The following is an 18,672-nucleotide window of genomic DNA, read 5'->3' as shown; positions in this document are numbered from 1 at the left end:
GAATATCTTAACCTATTACTTAATAGAGACTTGGAAAGTCTCAAGTTTAAGTTAAACATTTTTTGAGGAATCTAGAATGAAGAGACAGAAACGAGATCGTTTGGAAAGAGCATATTCGAAAGGTTATCAAGCAGGAACAGCAGGTAGGTCGAATGAAGTTTGTCCATTTCAAAGCGCAGATTCGCGAGGTCAGTGGTTAGGTGGTTGGCGTGAAGCACAAGAGATCCGAAGTACAGGGCTCTTCATAAAATAATAAACACATAGTAAACACAAAGAAACCCCGTTGGCCCGCTGCTAACGGGGTTTTTCTGTTTAATAGCTCCGTTATATCTTTAAATCACTCATTACATTTTCTATCCAGCACCATCGAGGATAGCAATGGTGTTGGGTGGGGGAGTTTCAACCTAAAAATAGCAAATTAAGTATTCAAATTGAGTGTCGATAAGATTTACAATTAATAAATATTTAGGTAAGAAAAAACATTAGATAAATCTAATGTGTTGTTTCATTTAACAAAAAAATAATGGGCACACTACTTGCTGTAAGGTAGTAGCCAACCGCAATTATCGCCACAATATTTACGAGAAATGGCAATAAAAAGCGGATTTACCTAGGAGCGTGAAATGAAACATATACTCTGTAAATCATTATTAGCGAGTACTATACTCGTAACCACATCTGCTTATGCAGTGCCTGTGGACCTTGATTTTTCAAACCCATATAACGTGAACTTTGATACGAACCCTTATTGGGACCCCTCTCATCCGGCAACAACAGATGGGGTTGTTCACTATACGAATGTCGGTATGAGTGGTGGTAACACTATTGATGCTAAGGTTACAGCTACCGTCTTTGGTGGTTATGTACCTGATTACCAGATCCCAAATTATGAGAGTACAAGTGTTTCCGAACCAAATGGGGATCATGGCTTTCTTTATCGTCGAGATTCTTCAATACCGATAGGTCAAGCAGTAACTGGTGGACTAGAATTTGTTTTCGAATTATTTGATGGTTCCGGTGGCCTAACTAATACTTTTACAAATCCAATAACTGCCGATGAATTGAATATTATTGCTTATGACGTGGATGGCGAGCCACAACAAACGGAAAACTTACGGGTATTTAAAAGTGACGGCTTAATGTCCTATATCACGGGTACTAACCCTGCAAGTTTAGTCGCTACTGATATGGGGGCGAGTATTCTCTTTGAAGGTCCGGGTACTAACTTTAGTGAAACTGATACAACAGGCGCTGTGTTATTAAATTTTGCTAATACAGACAGCTTTACGTTACGATTTGAATCATCAACGATAGCTAATAATTCTTCTTTAGATAACCCTATTTTCAGTGCTATTGATGGGGATTTATTTATCCAATTTCAAGGTCCACCAGTAACGGTTCCTACACCCATTTCAGTTACATTATTGGGTCTTGGTTTAGTCGGTCTTGGTCTATCAAGAAAAAGAAATATAGCTTAATGTTATATTTTCAAAATCCCCTGTATCAAGAGGAAGTTATTTTATCTTACGAAAAACATAGCGTTCTAATATCTACAGTACTTCAAAGGAATATTAATAATATATGATTATGTGTAGAGTTAAGGCTATGGTAAATAAAGTAATGGGAGGGTTAGCCTCTCATTACTACCTTCTAAAATTCAATGGTTAAATAACTAAAATATTTATTCTACTTTTAGTTAGTCATTTTCTTAAACCAATAGCTATCCATGCTAGTAACCCAAGTGCCATCCTTTCTTTTGGGGATTACACCAGTCCACATAAGTTCTAACTCTCGGTTGTATGAACCAATAGAGTGTCCACCATATTTCCCTTCAAAAGCTAACACCATAGGTACTTGTCCACTTACACCTGCTTTTCCTTCATAGCAGATTAGTTTATTTTTATGCTCCTGATCTAGAGTGTAACTCACATCAAGGGATATGCAGTTATCTCCACATAAATCGCTAGATGGCGAAATTTTCATCGTGTAGCTATGGGAATTGTCCTGAGACTTCCAGATACCACTTATGTCTTTACATGAGTCGATGTCAGAAGCGTAGGCTGTTGATGTTGATAAGCAAAGCAGACTAAGCGAAATTACATTTACTTTCATATGGTTAATTCCATTTTAAAGCCAAAATGACCATGTTACATATATTGCAGTTTGATTCAACCATGTTTTACTTAAATTGATGTAATTAATGAAGTATTGTGTTGAAAAGGGTGTGATAAACTAGATTAATAGGCTAATCCTACGCACGTTTATTCCTATTCCGTACTGCGTATAATTGTAAGTCATAAGTAATAGAATTCATCGGAAATCGCGATATAAGCAACGAAATTTATCTAACTTCGCTTCATTTTTATCGATAAACTCTTCTAATCTTGCAGGCATAGCGTCGGGCCAATCTAGACCATAACCTTTGGGACTGATTAAAGGACCCCAAAATGGACCGCCTTGAGTGAAGAAGGGGATTACGATTTTCGGTTCTGCTAATAAGGTATGATAAAAATAGCGACGAATATGGACTCCAATTTCTACATCACAGTATTTTTCCTATTCTAGTGCTTTTTCTAATAGCTCTGGGTCTTTTGGTGACAGAGACTTTTCAGGATATTCGGCATCAAGATAATTTAAAATAGTGTAAACATTCTAGATAGTTTCATTTTGTATACTAGCAAGTTTTACATATCGAATATAGCTGTAAGCATATGTAAGCAGGTGTAAGGGAGCTTAAGCCGTCGATTTTAATTTAACCTATATTCGATATACTGGTCATAATTTAATATAGATAATAACTTGAGAGATAATATGTTTTTTAAAAGAAAGCCACCTGCAGTACTTCAGCCTACTTATAACGATAATATTGTCGACTCTATTAATAATTCAGTAGCAGCGATTGAATTTGATAAGAAGGGTAATATAAAAACGGCTAGCCCACTTTTCCTCAAAGCATTAGGCTATAGTCTTCATGAAATTGAAGGTGAGCATCACCGTATTTTTTGTAGTCAAGAATTTACCCACAGCCATGAATATAGCAACTTTTGGAATGACCTTTCTGCCGGTAAAGCCCTCTCTGGAACGTTCAAACGCTATAAAAAATCTGGAGAGGAAGTTGTTATTGAAGCTACCTATTTTCCTATTCTTAAAGAAGGTATCGTGGATGGTGTAATGAAAATAGCCAGTGATATCACTATTCAATATAACCAAGCAAAGACTCAAAAGGATTTAATTACAGCGCTTAATTGTAGTTTTGCAGTTATTGAGTTCGAACCGAATGGAACTGTGATAGATGCAAATACACTTTTTTTAGACACTTTTTCATACACATTGGATCAGGTAAAAGGTTCGCATCACCGCATGTTTTGCTACGATAGCTTTTACCAAGAACAGCCAGAATTTTGGGAGAAACTTTCTAATGGCCATACATTTTCTGGCCGCTTTTTACGAAAAGATATGAATGGGAAAGAGGTATGGATCCAAGCATCGTATAGCCCTGTTTTTGATACGAATGGCAAGGTATATAAAGTCGTCAAACTTGCATCAGATATAACTTCAGACGTTAAGAGAGAGTTAGAAATATCAGATGCTGCAAACATTGCATACAGTACTGCAGTCGAAACATCTCAAGTCGCGCTAGAAGGAAGTAAGGTACTTAATGATTCCGTCGATCTTTCTAATCAGATGTTGGGAAGCATAAACTTATCAATACAACAAGTTGAAGAGCTAGGGGTTTTGTCTAAAGATGTTTCTGAGATCGTTAAAACTATTAGTGGGATTGCAGCACAAACGAATTTACTTGCGCTTAATGCTGCGATTGAAGCGGCAAGAGCGGGTGAGCAAGGGCGTGGTTTTGCTGTTGTTGCTGATGAGGTCCGCCAACTGGCTTCTCGCACGTCAGCATCAACTGAAGAAATCAATTTAGTTGTAAGCAAAAATCTTATATTAACTAATGACGTGACAGACTCTATGGTTAAAATTGGCTCTGTAGCAGATGAGACTAATTTAAAAATAACAGAAGTATCTTCTATCATGAATGAAATTTATGAAGGTGCTGAAAGTGTATCAACAGCAGTTAATAGCTTTAAAGATAAGCGTTAATTATTGATACTATGCGTGACCTGTCCTGTCCTGTTGTCTCAGCTGCGAAAAATGTTGGTCCGCAATGAAGAAAGCAGGGCAGTGAAGGGATTAAGCATAACTCAGTAAGAAAAGATATGCTGTTTATTGGATACTATTAACGCCTAAAAATATAATTCAAATTTAAGAAACAGCGAATTATGAGTTTATATGGGCTGTCAACTAACTTGCTTTAAGCTTAATCGATTTGTTACAGTTATTACATTTATAGATACTGCTATAAATTAGCTCTTCAAACCATTTTCTATTCACTTTTACCATTATTGATTTTTTACAGCACTTCATTCTTTCATTTCCTGCGGAGATATCGTTAAATACAGCTTTTGTGGCAATGATAATCATTATCACTACTGTTGGCAATGGGTAAAGCTTAAAATATATGAATTACACTGTCTTACATTGACGCCGTTTACACGAGGTGAGTGAAACGGTAATCTAGTTGTTTATACGGAACTCCGTATAAACACTGTTATGCTTCTAGGATGGGTATGAGTAAATTTGTTGTAGTGTCTAAATATTCATTTCCTTTGGACGCAAATATAGCTAAAGCTAGCTTAGAAAGTGAGGGGATTCCTGCTTATATTGCGGATGAACACACAGTTAATATGCAGTGGCTTTACTCCAATGCTATTGGAGGAGTGAGGCTATTTGTCCCTGAGGAATTTGAAACTGAAGCAAAAGCCATATTAGACATGAATTTTTCTGAGGATGTCGATTTAGCTTTTAAAGAAAAGCCCGAACAATGTGCTCAATGTAGTAGTGGTAATATTGTCAATTACACGAAAGGTAAAAAGCCTGCATTCCTATTATTTATATTGTTAGGGTTCCCTTTGTTTTTTTATAAACATGGTAAAAAATGCATGGATTGTGGTTGGTTTAAAGAAACATAACAGGACATTTAGTCACAGACTTAATGCCGACTTTAAAAACGCACTTACTGGCTAATAGCCGATAAAGGTAAAACGGTGTTATATGCTGCGCGAGGTTACGCATGATAAGAAAAGCCACACAAAGTGACTGTATCAATTTGGCTGTTTTATCGCTGCAGGTTTGGTTACACACTTATGCAACGCAAGGTATCAGAACAAAGCTTTCCCACTATGCATTGTCTACGTTTACAGAGCAATATTTTAATAATATGTTGGATGATTCAACGTGTAACATTTGGGTTTACACCAAAGATGAACACCTTGTTGGTTTTATTGTTGTCGATTTAGCCTCGACCTTTGGTTGCGCCATGAATGGATATGAAGTGAAAACACTATATGTGTCTGAACATTTTCATGGGCAAGGCATTGGTCGAAAATTGCTTGATAAAATCAAAGTTCAACATGGGTATCCATTTTGGTTATCAACATGGGTAAAAAATGAAAGTGCCCTTCGTTTTTATCGTCATTTGGATTTTACAACTATTGGTGAGCTAAACTTTGATATTGATGGTGAGCTTCACGAAAATCATGTTCTATCATATTTTTGAGCACAACAAACTGGGAGTTCATATGGAAAGTGAAAGACTTAAGTTAGCTCCACCATCGTTGGAATTTTCCGAACCAATGTATGAAGTAATTGAGGATAGTAGAGCCGAGTTTTATCAATTTTTGCCTTGGGTTACAGAATCTCTCACGAAAGATGATGTCGTCAAAAACACCCAAGAGGCAATAAGAAACTACGAGGCGTTTATTGGTGAGTTTTGGTTCAACATCATAGAGAAAGAAACTGACTCATTTATTGGCGCAGTCGGATTTATTGTTCGAGATGGATCTGTTCCTTTCTTTGAAATAGGTTATTGGCTACAAACCTCCAAAACGGGCACTGGTTACGTTAGTGAAGCCGTTAAACTAGTGGAAAGGTACGCTTTTCTTGAAAAGGAAGCTAAGCGAGTAGAAATTAAAATGGCGGGCTCAAATACTAAGAGTCAGTTGGTTGCGAAGCGCTGTGGGTATCAATTGGAAGCCCAATTAAACAACGCTAGGCGTCTGCCGTCTGGTGAGTTAGATAGTACGTTAATCTACGCTAAACATACTTAACGCGGCGTTATAAGCGAGTTCATTATGCGTGATAATATCATCGTTAGAGACGGAACATTAACTGATGCAAAAGCAATTCAGGCTATTGCATCTCCTATCATGAAGAGCTACGGGCTTGAACCTGACTTTGCAGTTCTTGATTATGAGCTTGGACAGTTTGGCAAAAATTATGAAGGTTCAATCGCACAGCTTGTGGCTTGCTTGGATAATGTTGTTATTGGTTCAATTATACTGAAAGTACATAAAGAAAATGTAGCAAAACTTGTTGGGTTTTATATTTCAGATAATCAGCAAGGTAAAGGCGTAGGCAAAAAATTATTGAGTGCTGCTATTCAACGTGCCAAGTTATCTGGGCAAGATGCCATCTACTTAGAAACATGGGATAAAATGGAAGCCGCTACAAGTTTGTATAAAGCAATGGGCTGGAAAAAGACTGAAGATCCGCATCCCGATAGTGGAGCTGAGCGAGCTTACTCTCTAAATTTAAAGTGGGACTGCTAACAGTTTGTTCGGTTTAGGTTTTATCTGCGTTTTACCCACAATTTCAATCCGTTTAATGCGGCGTTATGCGAATAGAAGATATAAGGAAATACTATGAAAGTTATAGTTAAGGAAGCTCATAAATCAGATTACCCAAATCCCATTTCTTTTATCGATGGTGAACCTCTAATTCTTGGTCATTTTGATACTGAATTTATCGGCTGGATTAGAACTATCACTAGTGATGGAAATGAAGGTTGGGCACCGGTTGATTATATTGAAATGAATCAATGTAAAGCCAAAGGAATAGCCAAGTGTAATTATAATGCATTTGAACTTGATACAGAAATTAATGAATCGTTAGAGGTTCTATCTGAATTAAATGAATGGTTTCTTGTGGTAAATACTCGTGGTGAGGAAGGTTGGGTTCCGCTGCAAACTGTCGGTATCACATAACATATAAGAATAGGTGCCGCGCAGCCGACATCTTATTCGAGTGTTGAGTAAGAATTGAGATAAATAACAGGCCTGTTATTTATCAATGATCTAGTTAGCTTTCACCATAAACGTTGAGACAACAGTTCGATGATGAAATGCCAATTGAGGATTATAAAGTGAAAAACATCCTATTTATATGTAGTCGTAACCAATGGCGTAGTCCTACTGGAGAACAAGTTTGGAAAAATCACTCCGAACTAAGTGTTAGATCCGCAGGTACGAGCCCTAAAGCTAAAAGAACAGTAAACGCCAAAGATATTCAATGGGCAGACGTGATTTTGGTGATGGAAGAAAAACATAAAAACAGGCTTAAAGCAGAATTTACGAGGTTGCTTAATTATAAAGATATTCAAGTATTAGATATTCCTGATGATTATCAATATATGGATAGTGAGTTGGTAGAAATTATGCAACAAGCAGTGGGTAGTTACTTAAGTATCAGCTAACTTTGATTAGCTACCATCCTAACGCCGTTTGTAACTGATTGTTTAGTTAATGGATTCTTACCCAGATGAATTGGTTTGACGCCACGCACATCTTCGATATAAACGACCTCAATAAATGATTTGTGCGTGTCCATGCCAATAAAAACTATGTTATGTTTACTCATGCTAGTCTCCAGTTTTATATTTTTGACAAATATATTATGGCTCTGGTTTTTAAAACTAACCCACGAAGTTGGAGGCTAGCACCTTGTGGGAGTCATTATGTCTATAAGTCAACTCAGGATTGGTGATTAAATTGTCAAATATAGGTCATGTTCAATATTCAAAAGGTGATGTCACTGGCGAGCTAAAAGCAGTTTGGGTGCACGATGATTATGGAAGAGGCACAGGTTTAGCTACTGGGAATGCAAATTCTGAATTCGAGGGCAACTACCAAATCAAGTATTTTGATGAAAATAGCATTTTTCTGGCTGAGCTAGATTTAGAGATTATCAATAATGGTAGTAGCTATAATGTAACTTGGAGTAAGAGTGGTCGTGTTACTAGTGTTGGTATAGGAATGGAAAACGCTAGCACATTAACTGTAGGTTACTATGATGTGTAGTGACTTATAATAAGCTAATTAATAAGGACAAAAAACAGTGACTGTTTTCGTTCTTCAATATTTAGCCAACAATTTTTGGCCCATTATTTGGGCGTTTTAAGCCAAATCGAAAGTATAAGGAAAATATGACGATAGTTGAACAAATAGTTAGTCGTGAAATAGACGCTGTTATCATTTTTGAGTCAGCTAACGTTATTGCTTTTGCGGACTATGATCCTATTAACTTTGGGCATTTACTTATAGCCCCAACGTTTCCCTATGAAAATTTCATTGATGTTCCAGAGTTAGTATTCAAAGAGATAAATGAAGTGGCTAGAGATTTATACCGTAGGTTGGATTCTAAGTTTAACCCTGACGGCATCAGCTTTATTCAAAATAATGGTAAGTTTAATGATTTAGGGCATTATCATCTTCATGTGTTCCCACGTTTCGAGGGTGATAAGTTTGGTTGGCAAAGCAGTAATTTGGGAATTCAAAACATAAATGACTTACGCAAGTCGTTAGAAGGCTTATAACAAGCCTCTGAATTAAGAGTCACCAAGGCTGTCTGCCATTGCTGTGCAAATCGTCCACCAGCATATAGTTAACTTATTAACTTATTAACTTATTAACTTATTAACTTATTAGAGCGGTGTTTATGGCAATAGCACTAAGTATCGAGCCATTCACCTATTATTGAGGCTTGTGCTGAAGAGGAGCTAGTTTTATGCCTGAACCCAATCCAGCGAAAATAATGGCCTTTGCATCGCCGAAAGATCTTGCCCAGTGGCTTAAGGTGAATCATGTCATCGAAAGTGAACTGTGGGTGAAGATATTCAAGATAAAGACTGGGATTCCGAGCGTGACTTGGAACGATGTCGTTATTGAGGTTTTGTGCTGGGGTTGGATTGACGGTATTAAGAAGTCAATTGATGACCAAGCCTATCTCCAGCGAATTACTCCTAGGAAAGCGCGAAGCAACTGGTCAAAAAGGAATAGAGAGCATGTGGAGCGTTTGATAAGCGAAGGCCGGATGACGGAGCCAGGACTCGTGCTTGTTCGTGCTGCTAAAGCAGACGGCCGGTGGGAGAACGCCTATGTGACAAGTGAAATGAAAGTGCCGATGGATTTCCTAGCAGCATTAGAGAGTAAGCCGAAGGCTAAACAATTTTTTCAAACACTTAATAAATCGAGTCATTTTGTCATTGCGTATGGATTGACAAGTGCGAAGAAACCCGAAACCAGACTAAGGAGATTTGAAAAATTCATTGATATGCTTGTTAACGAAGAAAAGCCGACTTAAGTCTTTAAAACAAATGTTATTAATTGGGGAAAATAGAAAGGGACAGTAATGATTCGTAATTTCTACAACTGTGATAAAGAAGTTGATCACAACAGCCATGATGGTGTTGGCTCTATTGATATTTACCGTGTATTTAGACGTAAAGACTTTGATGGTGCTTGGGATTTTGCTATTCGTGTCATTATGCCGCCAGGTAGTTCAATGGGAGAGCATTCTCACGGAGACGATGAAGAAATGTATATCATCCTCAAAGGTGAAGGCTCAATGATTATTGAGGGGGAAAGCAAACGAGTGGTTGCTGGCGATATGATTGTGAATAAACGCTTTGGTACTCATGGTTTATTAAATGATTCAGTTGAAGATATTGAATTACTCATTATTCAAGCAAGTTTAAAGTAATGGCTATTTTGCTTACTTAAACTGCGTGTAAGACAATTACCATAACAATCGTATCAACACGATTTGAAAGCGGCTGGGTTGACCGTTTCTGCACAGTGAAACGGTGTTAGACCTGTACCCAACACTACCCATCCTAATGCCGCAAAAGTTCCGCCGTTCGCAATGATAAGTTATGGTTTTATATCGTATTATTTGTTTATTTCTAAGCTGAGTCTCAGTTTGTCAGATAAAAGTCTTTTTTCCTTTTCTATAAATTAAAAATCCAATAGAATCAGTTGTATATGAAGTCTTGTTAATCATTAATATGACTTATGAAATAAATAACAGGACTTCACACTTTCTAAGAATCTGCTTTAATATCACATTGGTATTTTATCTTATTTTTCATTTGATTAGTCGTTACTGACTAGGCTGAATAGATTTGGAAAGTCGAGAGTCCTGTTATACAAATTTTATGTGTAGATCTAATTCCCGAGGTAGTATGAAATTACTCATTGCAGGTTCAAATGGATATGTTGGAAGTCATGTAAGTGATCTATTCAAAGCTAAAGGTGTTGATGTTTATGTCTATAGCCGAAATGGTACTAGCGATAAATGTGACAATAGAAATATTTCAAGTAAAAATACTGAAATGCACGGGAGCTTTGATGTGGTCATTAATTGCGCCCGTGCACATTGGAAAAGATACACGCCTGAAGAGATTAGCCGGATTGAGAGAGATTTACTTTCAAATTTAAATCTTTTTGCGTCAGAAACTGCAAAAAAAATACATACGTCAGGTGTTTGGCTATTTGGTAATGCAAATGAAAAAGAGCTAAATGATTTCACCTTACGTCCTTTCGAGATGGTCAAAGATGACGAACAAACCATACATGATTCTTTATCTTTAAATTGGAATGTTGTTTATTGCCCGAGCATTATTTATGGTGGTAAGTCGTGCCAAATGCGCCGTATTATTGAAGGTTGGAAAAATTCAACTGTTACAGTGGCAATTCCTAGTACCGGTTATAATCAGTATGTTCATGTATTCGATGTGGCAGATTTTTATTATACATTAGTGTCCCAAAATAATATTCATCCACGCCAACACATCATTGCAGAAAGAAAAGGCTATACACCCGAGGCGTTTGCAGATCTACTTTATAAGAATTCAATTATTGAACGTGTTTGCAAAATCAGTTGGGACGAGTTTGAAATACATAATGGCTTTGGCGCTATAGATATTGAAAAACTTAATCTTAATTTACCAATTAGTCCATATTTCGCAGAAAAATACACAATTAACGAGTACTTCGAGCAATACACATAAATAACGGGGTAAGATACAAAGTATTAAAATTTATCTTTATGAGCTTGGTATAAACCATTATGACAAATCGACTCCCTCAGAAAACGTCCTCGACTATATCAACGCTTAGCGATCTTGCGAAGTTGGCTAATTATTCCCTCATGGACACGCTCAACAGTGATCCTGATGCGACAGAAAACGGAGCCGACCATGCGCCGCGACAAGTATTCACGGGTCATTATGTCCCCGTCAACCCTACGCCAATCAAAGACCCAGAGTATGTTGCGCACAGCAAAACCTTTTTTTCCGAGCTTGGCTTCGCCGACAGTATGGCAGAGTCCTCCGACTTCGTTCGCATGTTCTCCGGGGACATTTCTCAGGTTCCAGAGCCGATGCGCAAGGTAGGTTGGGCGAGTGGGTACGCACTTTCCATTTACGGCACTGAATACATCCAGCAATGCCCGTTCCAAACCGGCAACGGATATGGAGACGGTCGTGCAATTTCTGTGCTTGAGGCCGTCATCAACGGTCGACGCTGGGAAATGCAGCTGAAAGGTGGCGGCCGCACGCCATATTGCCGCGGCGCGGACGGTCGCGCTGTCTTGCGGTCTAGTATCCGTGAGTTCTTGGCTCAGGAACACATGCACGCACTGAGCGTACCCACATCACGGTCTTTGAGTTTGTACGTTTCAAAAACGGAGAAGGTAAAGCGACCGTGGTACTCGCAGGGCACGCGATCGGAAAATCCCGACATGCTTATATCTGAAGCCGTCGCTATCTCGACACGTGTCGCACCGTCGTTCATCCGTGTAGGCCAACTCGAACTTTTCGCTCGCCGTACTCGTCAAAACGAACACCTGAACGCGATGGTGGAACTCGAGAAGATAGTGCTGCACTTGATTGATCGTGAGTACGCTGACGTTGTCGATAGGCAACTCACCACCTCAGAAAAAGTGGTGTTGCTGGCGCGTGAGTTTCGTAGCCGCCTCACGTTGCTGGTGGCGAATTGGATCCGCGTCGGCTTCTGTCAGGGTAACTTCAACAGCGATAACTGCGCAGTCGGTGGCTTTACACTTGATTATGGTCCCTTCGGCTTTTGCGATGTGTTTAACACGTACTATCAGCCTTGGACGGGTGGTGGTGGTCACTTTGCGTTCATGAACCAACCAAACGCAGCGCAAAGAAACTTCGACATGTTTTGTTCGGCGTTACGGCCGTTGCTGGCGTCGCATCAGGACTATTTGCTCGAGCTCGACGAGATTCAAAGTGGATTTTCGAAAGTCATGCACACGCAAATGGAAACGATGTGGGCTTCGAAGCTGGGTCTTAGCACTTTGAACACAGCTTCTCACAAGGTTCTTTGCAACGTACTGTTTAGCGAGCTAGAAACGCTCATGATGCAAACTCCTGTCGATTACACTATCTTCTTCCGCGAGCTGTCGTCGATACCCGACGACATTGGCCCACTCAAGAAAAGCTTCTACAATAATTCGCCGCATGATACAGAGTCCAAAGAGATGGACAAGCGCTGGGATGAGTGGCTCGAAAAATGGAAAATCCTCCTCAACAGCGCCTGTGATGCTAATGCTACATCGCCCCGAACCAGTGAGGAAATCTCTAGGCAGATGAAGCTCGTCAATCCAAAATACATTTTGCGAGAGTGGTTTGTTATGCCTGCTTATCAGCAAGCAATGACGGGAGATTACGCTCTAATCCGAGAGCTTCAGGACGTGATGACACAGCCATATGCAGAGCAGTCGAAGGACGTGGAGGACAAATACTATAGGTTGAAACCGCCTGAGTTCTTTGAGGTGGGTGGATTGTCACATCTTAGTTGTTCGTCGTGATTTTTTGGACTTAAAAAAGTAGCGCCAGAAACAACTTAATAGTGAAGGCTAGGTTTTTATTGATAAAAGATGGCTAAACTGCGCCGTTTAGCTTGACGTTGGTGCTTATGAGAAAAGGAGATTCAAGTGGATATTCGAGAAGTTAAAGTGAGTGATGCTCAATCTATGTTAGAACTGATGCTGTATCTGGATAGTGAAACACAATTTATGTTGCTTGAGTATGGAGAAAGGACTACTACGATAGAGCAACAAACTAAGATTATTGAATCATTTAGGGAAAGTCAGTCGCAGTCTATGTTTGTATTAGCGAACTCCTCGGGCATTAATGGTTTCATTGTTGGTATCGGCAATACTGCAAATCGAAATAAGCACTCAATGTATTGTGTTATAGGTATCAAGCAGAGTGCCTCTGGAAATGGCTATGGGAAGCAATTATTAGAGCATCTCGAATGCTGGGCTTCAGATCATGACTTTACGAGACTAGAGCTTACAGTTATGTGTCACAATGAGCCCGCGTATAATCTCTATTTATCTCGTGGTTTTGAGGTTGAGGGTGTCAAGCGACGCGCGATGAAAATCGATGGCCAGTATGTCGACGAGTTTTACATGTCCAAATTACTAGGAACCTAACAAGTTGCTCCAACACATGGCACTTTTGCTTTGCAAGTGTAGACATATGTTGGAGGCAGCTTAGCGAGGCGTAATGCGTAAAAGGAGAAAGGATGAAAAATCAAGGAAAGCTGTTCTTCTTCTGTGGCAAGGTGGGAGCGGGTAAGGCAACGAAATCCAAGGTCGTGGCTATCGAAAACGATGCTGTTTTAATATCGGAAGGTGAATGGTTGGCAGCTCACTTTCCGAATCAAATTCTGTCGTTTGATGACTACATCAAGTACGCTAACTTAATCAAACCGTTTATCAAAAATCATTTTCAAAGCCTTTTGAAAGTTGGGGTAAATGTTGTCATGGATTTTCCTGCAAACACGGTGAAGCAGAGGCTGTGGTTCTCGTCACTTTGTAATGAATTGGGATGTGACCACGAACTTTTGTATCTCAAAGATGGTTAAAGGTTGGAAGCGTTTCGGTGAACATGCGTGCCCACAAAGTATTACAAATGCTTACATTTTTTTGCCTGTATTTCTTAACTTAGAAGATATGATACCTATCCATCTCGTTAGTATTGAAAGCTGTTGTTTAAGATCCTGCTGCTGATACATTACTAAAATCATCGAGATCACAGAATATGGACTAAATTTTTAAAGCGAGCACCTGCTATAGAATGTTCTTGGTCGAAAGCTAGTTTTAGTTCAGTTTCGCCCCAAGTTCAAGCTAATAAATTTTAATATAGGAATAGGTAAAATGAAAATCAAGACCAAACAGTTCAAAAATAATCTTGCTTTAGGTTTGATAGCTATGGCTTTGACAGGTTGTGGTGGCAGTGGTGGTGGTTCTACGACTACAGTTACACCCGCTGAGCCACAGAAACCATATAAGCCAGAACATGCCATTAACCTTGATATTCTAAATTTAAATGATGGAGGTAATGTCGACACGGAGAAGGTTGAAAACACAGCCAGGTTAGTATCAGCTTTTTATGATCAGGTTATAAACAATATCTTTTCCGATCTTAATCTTCCAGAAGATCCAAGTATAGATAACCTAAGAAACTATATGGCAGGAAAAACTAACGATAGCCAAGATGCTTTATTCAGAAGTTACGTTATAAATAATACTTCCGTCCATATTGTAATGAAAAAAAATAGCCCAACAAATTTAGCCTCTAAGGATATTTTTGAAGATCAATCTAATCAGCTTGGTGATCGTTACTATGGTTTAGGTGGTTTTGTTTCGTTTGATAATGAAATGACATGTCTACTGATGCTTACGGGTGGTCACGAAAGTTTAAGATGTGGTAATGGAAGCTCAGCGATGGAACTTACTTATCGAAAACGACCATATGTGAATGATTTTGATTTAAAAATAAATGATTCAAGCTTTTCTTTTCCTAAAACCTCTGTCGAGTTTGATCCTAATACTCGTTCAGTTACCCTAAATACTAACAAAAAAGCAGCCTTGAATAGCGATAAGACCCTTAGTTGGGAACCTTAGCACTAGGATTTTGATATAATAACGCCTCCCATGTGGAGGTGTTTTTCGTTACTGAGCTCGTTAAAAAACCTTTATTAAAACCCAGAGTATTGCAGTCTGATATTTTGAAATAAAAGCGATTCCAATTTGTCCTTAAGTTGATATTTTTAGTCCTCATGTTATTACTAAGCCATTCCTATGTCCTATATACTTTACTAAGTCTCACAGGATCAATTATAAAAGCTAATCACACTTATTGGTTGAATCTATATTTAGAAAAGGTCGTATATGTATAAAAAACTTAGTTTAATTTTATGTGTTTTTGTATCACTCTTATTAGGAGGATGTGGAAGTGATCATGGGAATAGTAAAAATGATCCAGTGTTAGAAGACATAAAAATCACACCTCCTGCTATAACTATTCCTAAGGGAGCTTCTCTACCATTAAAGGCGACAGGGTATTATAGTGATGGTACAACAGCAGATATTACTCAATCTGTAGAATGGAATGTTAATGACGATGGGAAGGATATTATTAAGGTAGATAAGCTTCTTTATAATATCGTATCGGTAAAGGGGATCACTTCTGGTGACGCTGTTATCTCGGCAACAATGAATCGAACAGTAAGTTCTGAAGTAGCTCTAAAAGTTACTGATGCTAAATTAGTGCAATTAGAAATAAAGCAAGCATCTGTAGATGCCGATGCTAACATCGTTTTCCTTAATATACCTAAAACATATGAAGTTTTATTACATGCTATCGGAAAATATGATGATGGCAGTAATCTTGATCTTACTCCATATGTCACGTGGAAATCTGACAGCCCGAATGTTATTAATTTTGATAAGAATCTTTATAGTAGTTATTTAGTAGCAAGTGGAGAAGAGGTTGGTCACACAACTATGCGTGCTAAGTTTGAGGAAATTAGCTCATTTGTTTCTGTTGACATCACTGGTACTGAATTGACGAATATTAGAATTGAGCAACTGGGTTCATCAAACCATGATATTTCCGTAGCGGTAGGAAACACAGCCATATTAGCTGCAGTTGGTACATTTCAAGATGGTACTAGTCTTATTTTATCTAATAAAAAGCTCGCATGGAGCATCGATGATCAAGCTATAGCCGGAAGCTATAACTGGGGTCGTTATTTTCTTTTAACTGGGAAAACTGCAGGTAAAACTTTTATTAATGTAACACGTGATCAGATCAAAGATACACGAATCTTAACCGTGACTAATGCTGGTCTAGAAAAATTAGAGATTACTTCTGGTGGTAAAGAAGTGACATCTATGTCTATAACTGCTGGGGACGAGACACTATTGAGGGTCCGTGCGACATATGATGATGGAACTACTAGGCCTGTGTCTTTTTCTTCTTCACTTTATGTAGATAATCCTGATGCCGCCTATACAAGACAGCCAGTAGATGACTATTTTGAATTAATAGGAGTTAAAGCAGGCTCTACTACGAATCTTCTCGCAACATTCGGTGGTTTAAGCACTCCAACAGTAAGAATCGAAGTGGAAGAAAGAGAACAAGAATTTTCGGGTATAGAGATCACACCTAATGAAGCCATGTTATTTTTTGACAACACTCCATACATACAACCAACCGCGATAGGAATAAAAAGTAATGGTACTAAGATTGATATTTCAGATAGAGTCGAGTGGGTTTCTGAAAACCCAGAGATAGTGGATATGCATGGCGGTTATCTCTGGCCTAGTTCTACTAATTTTGGAACAACAACGGTCACAGCAAAAGCGGGGGATATAGTCAGTATTAATCCAATGACAGTTACTGTGGTATTGCCCAGAAATTAACTAGTCTCAGATAAGTTAAGCCATTGCTATTAGCCATTCTTTTCTGAATTGGTAATAGCGATGGTTATTTTGACCTGTCTTGTCTACGCATTTTTTTTGACTCTTTATCGCACTCTTCCAAATGTTGCCAAAACTGTTTATTCTTTTTAAGTAAATCAACCCATAAATGTTTAAACATATTCGCACCTTTGTTGAATTGTATCCATGCATACAAAGCGTTGTTGATTTGTAGTTACGTGTACAAAGTATTGTTGAATTGCATCTATGTGTATGAAGTGTAGTAAAGTTATGCGTTTATGTGGGAAAATATTGAAAGGGAGCTATTAACTTAATCATCAGTCCAACCTTTATACCCAAGACGTTTTTTAATTACTCTGATAGGATAAATAGGAAGGACTTTTTAGTTTGGCGTTAACTTACATTTCCAAGTCTATAACGCTGATAATATCATCTTTATTAATGATACCTAAATAACGGCTATCGTTAGCAACATCTCGATTGTCACCTAAAACGATGTACTCATCATTTTTCAAATGCCATTCCCAACTATCATTTCGAATATCGAGAGGTACTATCTTTTGATTGAGAAGTTGAATGTTATAGCCAGTCTGCTTACCTTCCGAAAAGATAGTGTTATCATTAGTGCTATAAAGAGAATTCTTCTCTAAGCACTTTGAATTAATACATAGATTGTTATCAATGTAAGTTATGTAGTCGCCTGGTAAGCCTATTAACCGTGCTATGAACGCATTATCTTTCGACTTAAATAGCACAGACACAATATCGAATCGTTGTGGTTCTCTAAACTTATCAGCACCAATAATATCACCTACTTGAATAGTCGGTAGCATTGATGACGAAGGTATTTCGTAATATTCATAACGAATATAAGTATATATAAACGTGGCAAATAAAATCCCCACAATAAAGCTTATTACTTTTTTTTTCATAATATAGTTTCTTTGAATTACAGATTTATTTTTCGTAATATATATTATCTATAAATATTTTGATGTAAGTGATTGTCAACTATGTAACATTTCTCTTGAACAGATAACTTCAACAATCAAACTGAAGTAACTAAATCTGTTGTTGGATAGGAATATAATTAAACAACACTTTGTATATATAGATATAATTCAATAAAAGGTGCGAATATGTTTAAACGCGTATTGGGTGGGTTACTAAAAAAGAATAAACAGTTTTGGTAATATTTGGCAACATTTGGAAGAGTGCAATAAAGAGTCAAAAAATGCGAAAAGAAGGCCAGTTAAGGAGTTAACCCTGTATATGGGTTAACTCTATCGAATTAAAAAAAGCTACGTAACGTCCATAGCCTATGATTTGTTTTTATAATGGCCTGCTTTAAGTTTAATCTTTTTTCCACAGTGATTACACTTATAAATACTGCCATAAAATAATTTTTCAAACCAGTTTCGATTCACTTTTCTCATTGTTGAGTCTTTACAGCACTTCATGATTACTTTCCTGTAGAATATATCTAAACACATCAGGATTAATGCTAGCGCTAACATTAATGAAAATGACAGTTATTATCAAGCGTGGTTTTGTAAGAAATTGTAAGTAAATTAGGTGGTTATTCAGTTAAGTGGGGGTTTATATGTATAGCGATAGCTTTTGGTTATAAGGTTTTTATTAATTGGTGACCGTGTGGTCAGTATATGGACGTTATTAAATTTAAATTGTTACATTTCAGATTCTTATAGGTAAATAAAAGCCTCCATAGGGAGG

At 37.9% G+C, this 18,672-nt stretch carries 22 protein-coding genes; 19 read left to right on the top strand and 3 right to left on the bottom strand.

The window, feature by feature from the left end; genetic code table 11:
* Positions 1–76: 76 nt before the first annotated feature.
* Positions 77–253, top strand: a complete 177-nt coding sequence (gene rmf, locus HWV03_RS11540; protein ID WP_067049208.1) for a ribosome modulation factor — start codon at positions 77–79, stop codon at positions 251–253.
* A 370-nt stretch (positions 254–623) separates the two neighbouring features.
* The gene (locus tag HWV03_RS11535; protein WP_211676042.1) at positions 624–1,478 is read left to right on the top strand and encodes a hypothetical protein; all 855 of its coding nucleotides are present in this window, start codon (positions 624–626) and stop codon (positions 1,476–1,478) included.
* A gap of 214 nt (positions 1,479–1,692) precedes the next feature.
* Here HWV03_RS11535 and HWV03_RS11530 read toward each other — a convergent pair whose 3' ends face one another.
* On the bottom strand, positions 1,693–2,112 hold the full coding sequence (locus HWV03_RS11530; protein ID WP_211676041.1) for a hypothetical protein: 420 nt from the start codon (positions 2,110–2,112) through the stop codon (positions 1,693–1,695).
* A 699-nt stretch (positions 2,113–2,811) separates the two neighbouring features.
* On the opposite strand from HWV03_RS11530, the gene HWV03_RS22785 reads away from it, so the two are divergent.
* From HWV03_RS22785 to HWV03_RS11495, 7 genes are all read left to right on the top strand, one after another.
* Complete coding sequence (locus tag HWV03_RS22785; RefSeq protein WP_211676040.1) at positions 2,812–4,101, top strand: methyl-accepting chemotaxis protein; 1,290 nt, start codon at positions 2,812–2,814, stop codon at positions 4,099–4,101.
* Between the two features lie 527 nt (positions 4,102–4,628).
* The gene (locus HWV03_RS11520) at positions 4,629–5,030 is read left to right on the top strand and encodes a putative signal transducing protein (protein WP_211676039.1); all 402 of its coding nucleotides are present in this window, start codon (positions 4,629–4,631) and stop codon (positions 5,028–5,030) included.
* Between the two features lie 101 nt (positions 5,031–5,131).
* Positions 5,132–5,617, top strand: coding sequence for a GNAT family N-acetyltransferase (locus HWV03_RS11515; RefSeq protein ID WP_211676038.1), 486 nt, complete (start codon positions 5,132–5,134; stop codon positions 5,615–5,617).
* 22 nt (positions 5,618–5,639) lie between these two features.
* Entirely contained in the window at positions 5,640–6,167 is a 528-nt protein-coding gene (locus HWV03_RS11510; RefSeq protein WP_211676037.1) for a GNAT family N-acetyltransferase, read from the top strand.
* Between the two features lie 24 nt (positions 6,168–6,191).
* Entirely contained in the window at positions 6,192–6,668 is a 477-nt protein-coding gene (locus HWV03_RS11505; RefSeq protein ID WP_211676036.1) for a GNAT family N-acetyltransferase, read from the top strand.
* A 93-nt stretch (positions 6,669–6,761) separates the two neighbouring features.
* Positions 6,762–7,103, top strand: a complete 342-nt coding sequence (locus HWV03_RS11500) for a hypothetical protein (protein ID WP_211676035.1) — start codon at positions 6,762–6,764, stop codon at positions 7,101–7,103.
* A gap of 158 nt (positions 7,104–7,261) precedes the next feature.
* Positions 7,262–7,591 carry a low molecular weight protein tyrosine phosphatase family protein gene (locus HWV03_RS11495; RefSeq protein WP_211676034.1) on the top strand — a complete coding sequence of 110 codons (330 nt, stop codon included), beginning with the start codon at positions 7,262–7,264 and terminating at the stop codon, positions 7,589–7,591.
* Here the strand turns inward: HWV03_RS11495 and HWV03_RS22780 are convergent.
* A complete protein-coding gene (locus HWV03_RS22780; protein WP_446724904.1) occupies positions 7,588–7,755 on the bottom strand; it encodes a hypothetical protein in 168 nt (55 codons plus the stop codon). The genes HWV03_RS11495 and HWV03_RS22780 overlap by 4 nt on opposite strands.
* 131 nt (positions 7,756–7,886) lie before the next feature.
* On the opposite strand from HWV03_RS22780, the gene HWV03_RS11485 reads away from it, so the two are divergent.
* From HWV03_RS11485 to HWV03_RS11440, 10 genes are all read left to right on the top strand, one after another.
* A complete protein-coding gene (locus HWV03_RS11485) occupies positions 7,887–8,195 on the top strand; it encodes a hypothetical protein (protein ID WP_211671577.1) in 309 nt (102 codons plus the stop codon).
* 125 nt (positions 8,196–8,320) lie between these two features.
* Positions 8,321–8,710 carry an HIT family protein gene (locus HWV03_RS11480; RefSeq protein ID WP_211676033.1) on the top strand — a complete coding sequence of 130 codons (390 nt, stop codon included), beginning with the start codon at positions 8,321–8,323 and terminating at the stop codon, positions 8,708–8,710.
* Positions 8,711–8,901: 191 nt separating this feature from the next.
* Positions 8,902–9,477, top strand: a complete 576-nt coding sequence (locus tag HWV03_RS11475) for a YdeI/OmpD-associated family protein (protein ID WP_211676032.1) — start codon at positions 8,902–8,904, stop codon at positions 9,475–9,477.
* 48 nt (positions 9,478–9,525) lie between these two features.
* Positions 9,526–9,876, top strand: coding sequence for a cupin domain-containing protein (locus tag HWV03_RS11470; protein ID WP_211676031.1), 351 nt, complete (start codon positions 9,526–9,528; stop codon positions 9,874–9,876).
* A gap of 481 nt (positions 9,877–10,357) precedes the next feature.
* On the top strand, positions 10,358–11,185 hold the full coding sequence (locus HWV03_RS11465) for an NAD-dependent epimerase/dehydratase family protein (protein WP_211676030.1): 828 nt from the start codon (positions 10,358–10,360) through the stop codon (positions 11,183–11,185).
* Between the two features lie 59 nt (positions 11,186–11,244).
* Positions 11,245–13,011, top strand: coding sequence for a protein adenylyltransferase SelO (locus tag HWV03_RS11460; protein WP_211676029.1), 1,767 nt, complete (start codon positions 11,245–11,247; stop codon positions 13,009–13,011).
* 126 nt (positions 13,012–13,137) lie between these two features.
* Positions 13,138–13,641 carry a GNAT family N-acetyltransferase gene (locus HWV03_RS11455; RefSeq protein WP_211676028.1) on the top strand — a complete coding sequence of 168 codons (504 nt, stop codon included), beginning with the start codon at positions 13,138–13,140 and terminating at the stop codon, positions 13,639–13,641.
* Positions 13,642–13,733: 92 nt separating this feature from the next.
* Entirely contained in the window at positions 13,734–14,075 is a 342-nt protein-coding gene (locus HWV03_RS11450; RefSeq protein WP_211676027.1) for an AAA family ATPase, read from the top strand.
* A 292-nt stretch (positions 14,076–14,367) separates the two neighbouring features.
* Positions 14,368–15,117 carry a hypothetical protein gene (locus HWV03_RS11445; RefSeq protein ID WP_211676026.1) on the top strand — a complete coding sequence of 250 codons (750 nt, stop codon included), beginning with the start codon at positions 14,368–14,370 and terminating at the stop codon, positions 15,115–15,117.
* Between the two features lie 267 nt (positions 15,118–15,384).
* Complete coding sequence (locus HWV03_RS11440; RefSeq protein WP_211676025.1) at positions 15,385–16,920, top strand: Ig-like domain-containing protein; 1,536 nt, start codon at positions 15,385–15,387, stop codon at positions 16,918–16,920.
* Positions 16,921–17,336: 416 nt separating this feature from the next.
* On the opposite strand, the gene lepB is transcribed toward HWV03_RS11440, so the two are convergent.
* On the bottom strand, positions 17,337–17,870 hold the full coding sequence (lepB, locus tag HWV03_RS11435) for a signal peptidase I (protein ID WP_211676024.1): 534 nt from the start codon (positions 17,868–17,870) through the stop codon (positions 17,337–17,339).
* Positions 17,871–18,672: the final 802 nt, after the last annotated feature.

Origin of the sequence: Moritella sp. 36 (assembly GCF_018219415.1) — a bacterium.
In the GTDB taxonomy this organism is placed as follows: domain Bacteria; phylum Pseudomonadota; class Gammaproteobacteria; order Enterobacterales; family Moritellaceae; genus Moritella.
This window is presented reverse-complemented; position numbering and strand designations above follow the sequence as displayed.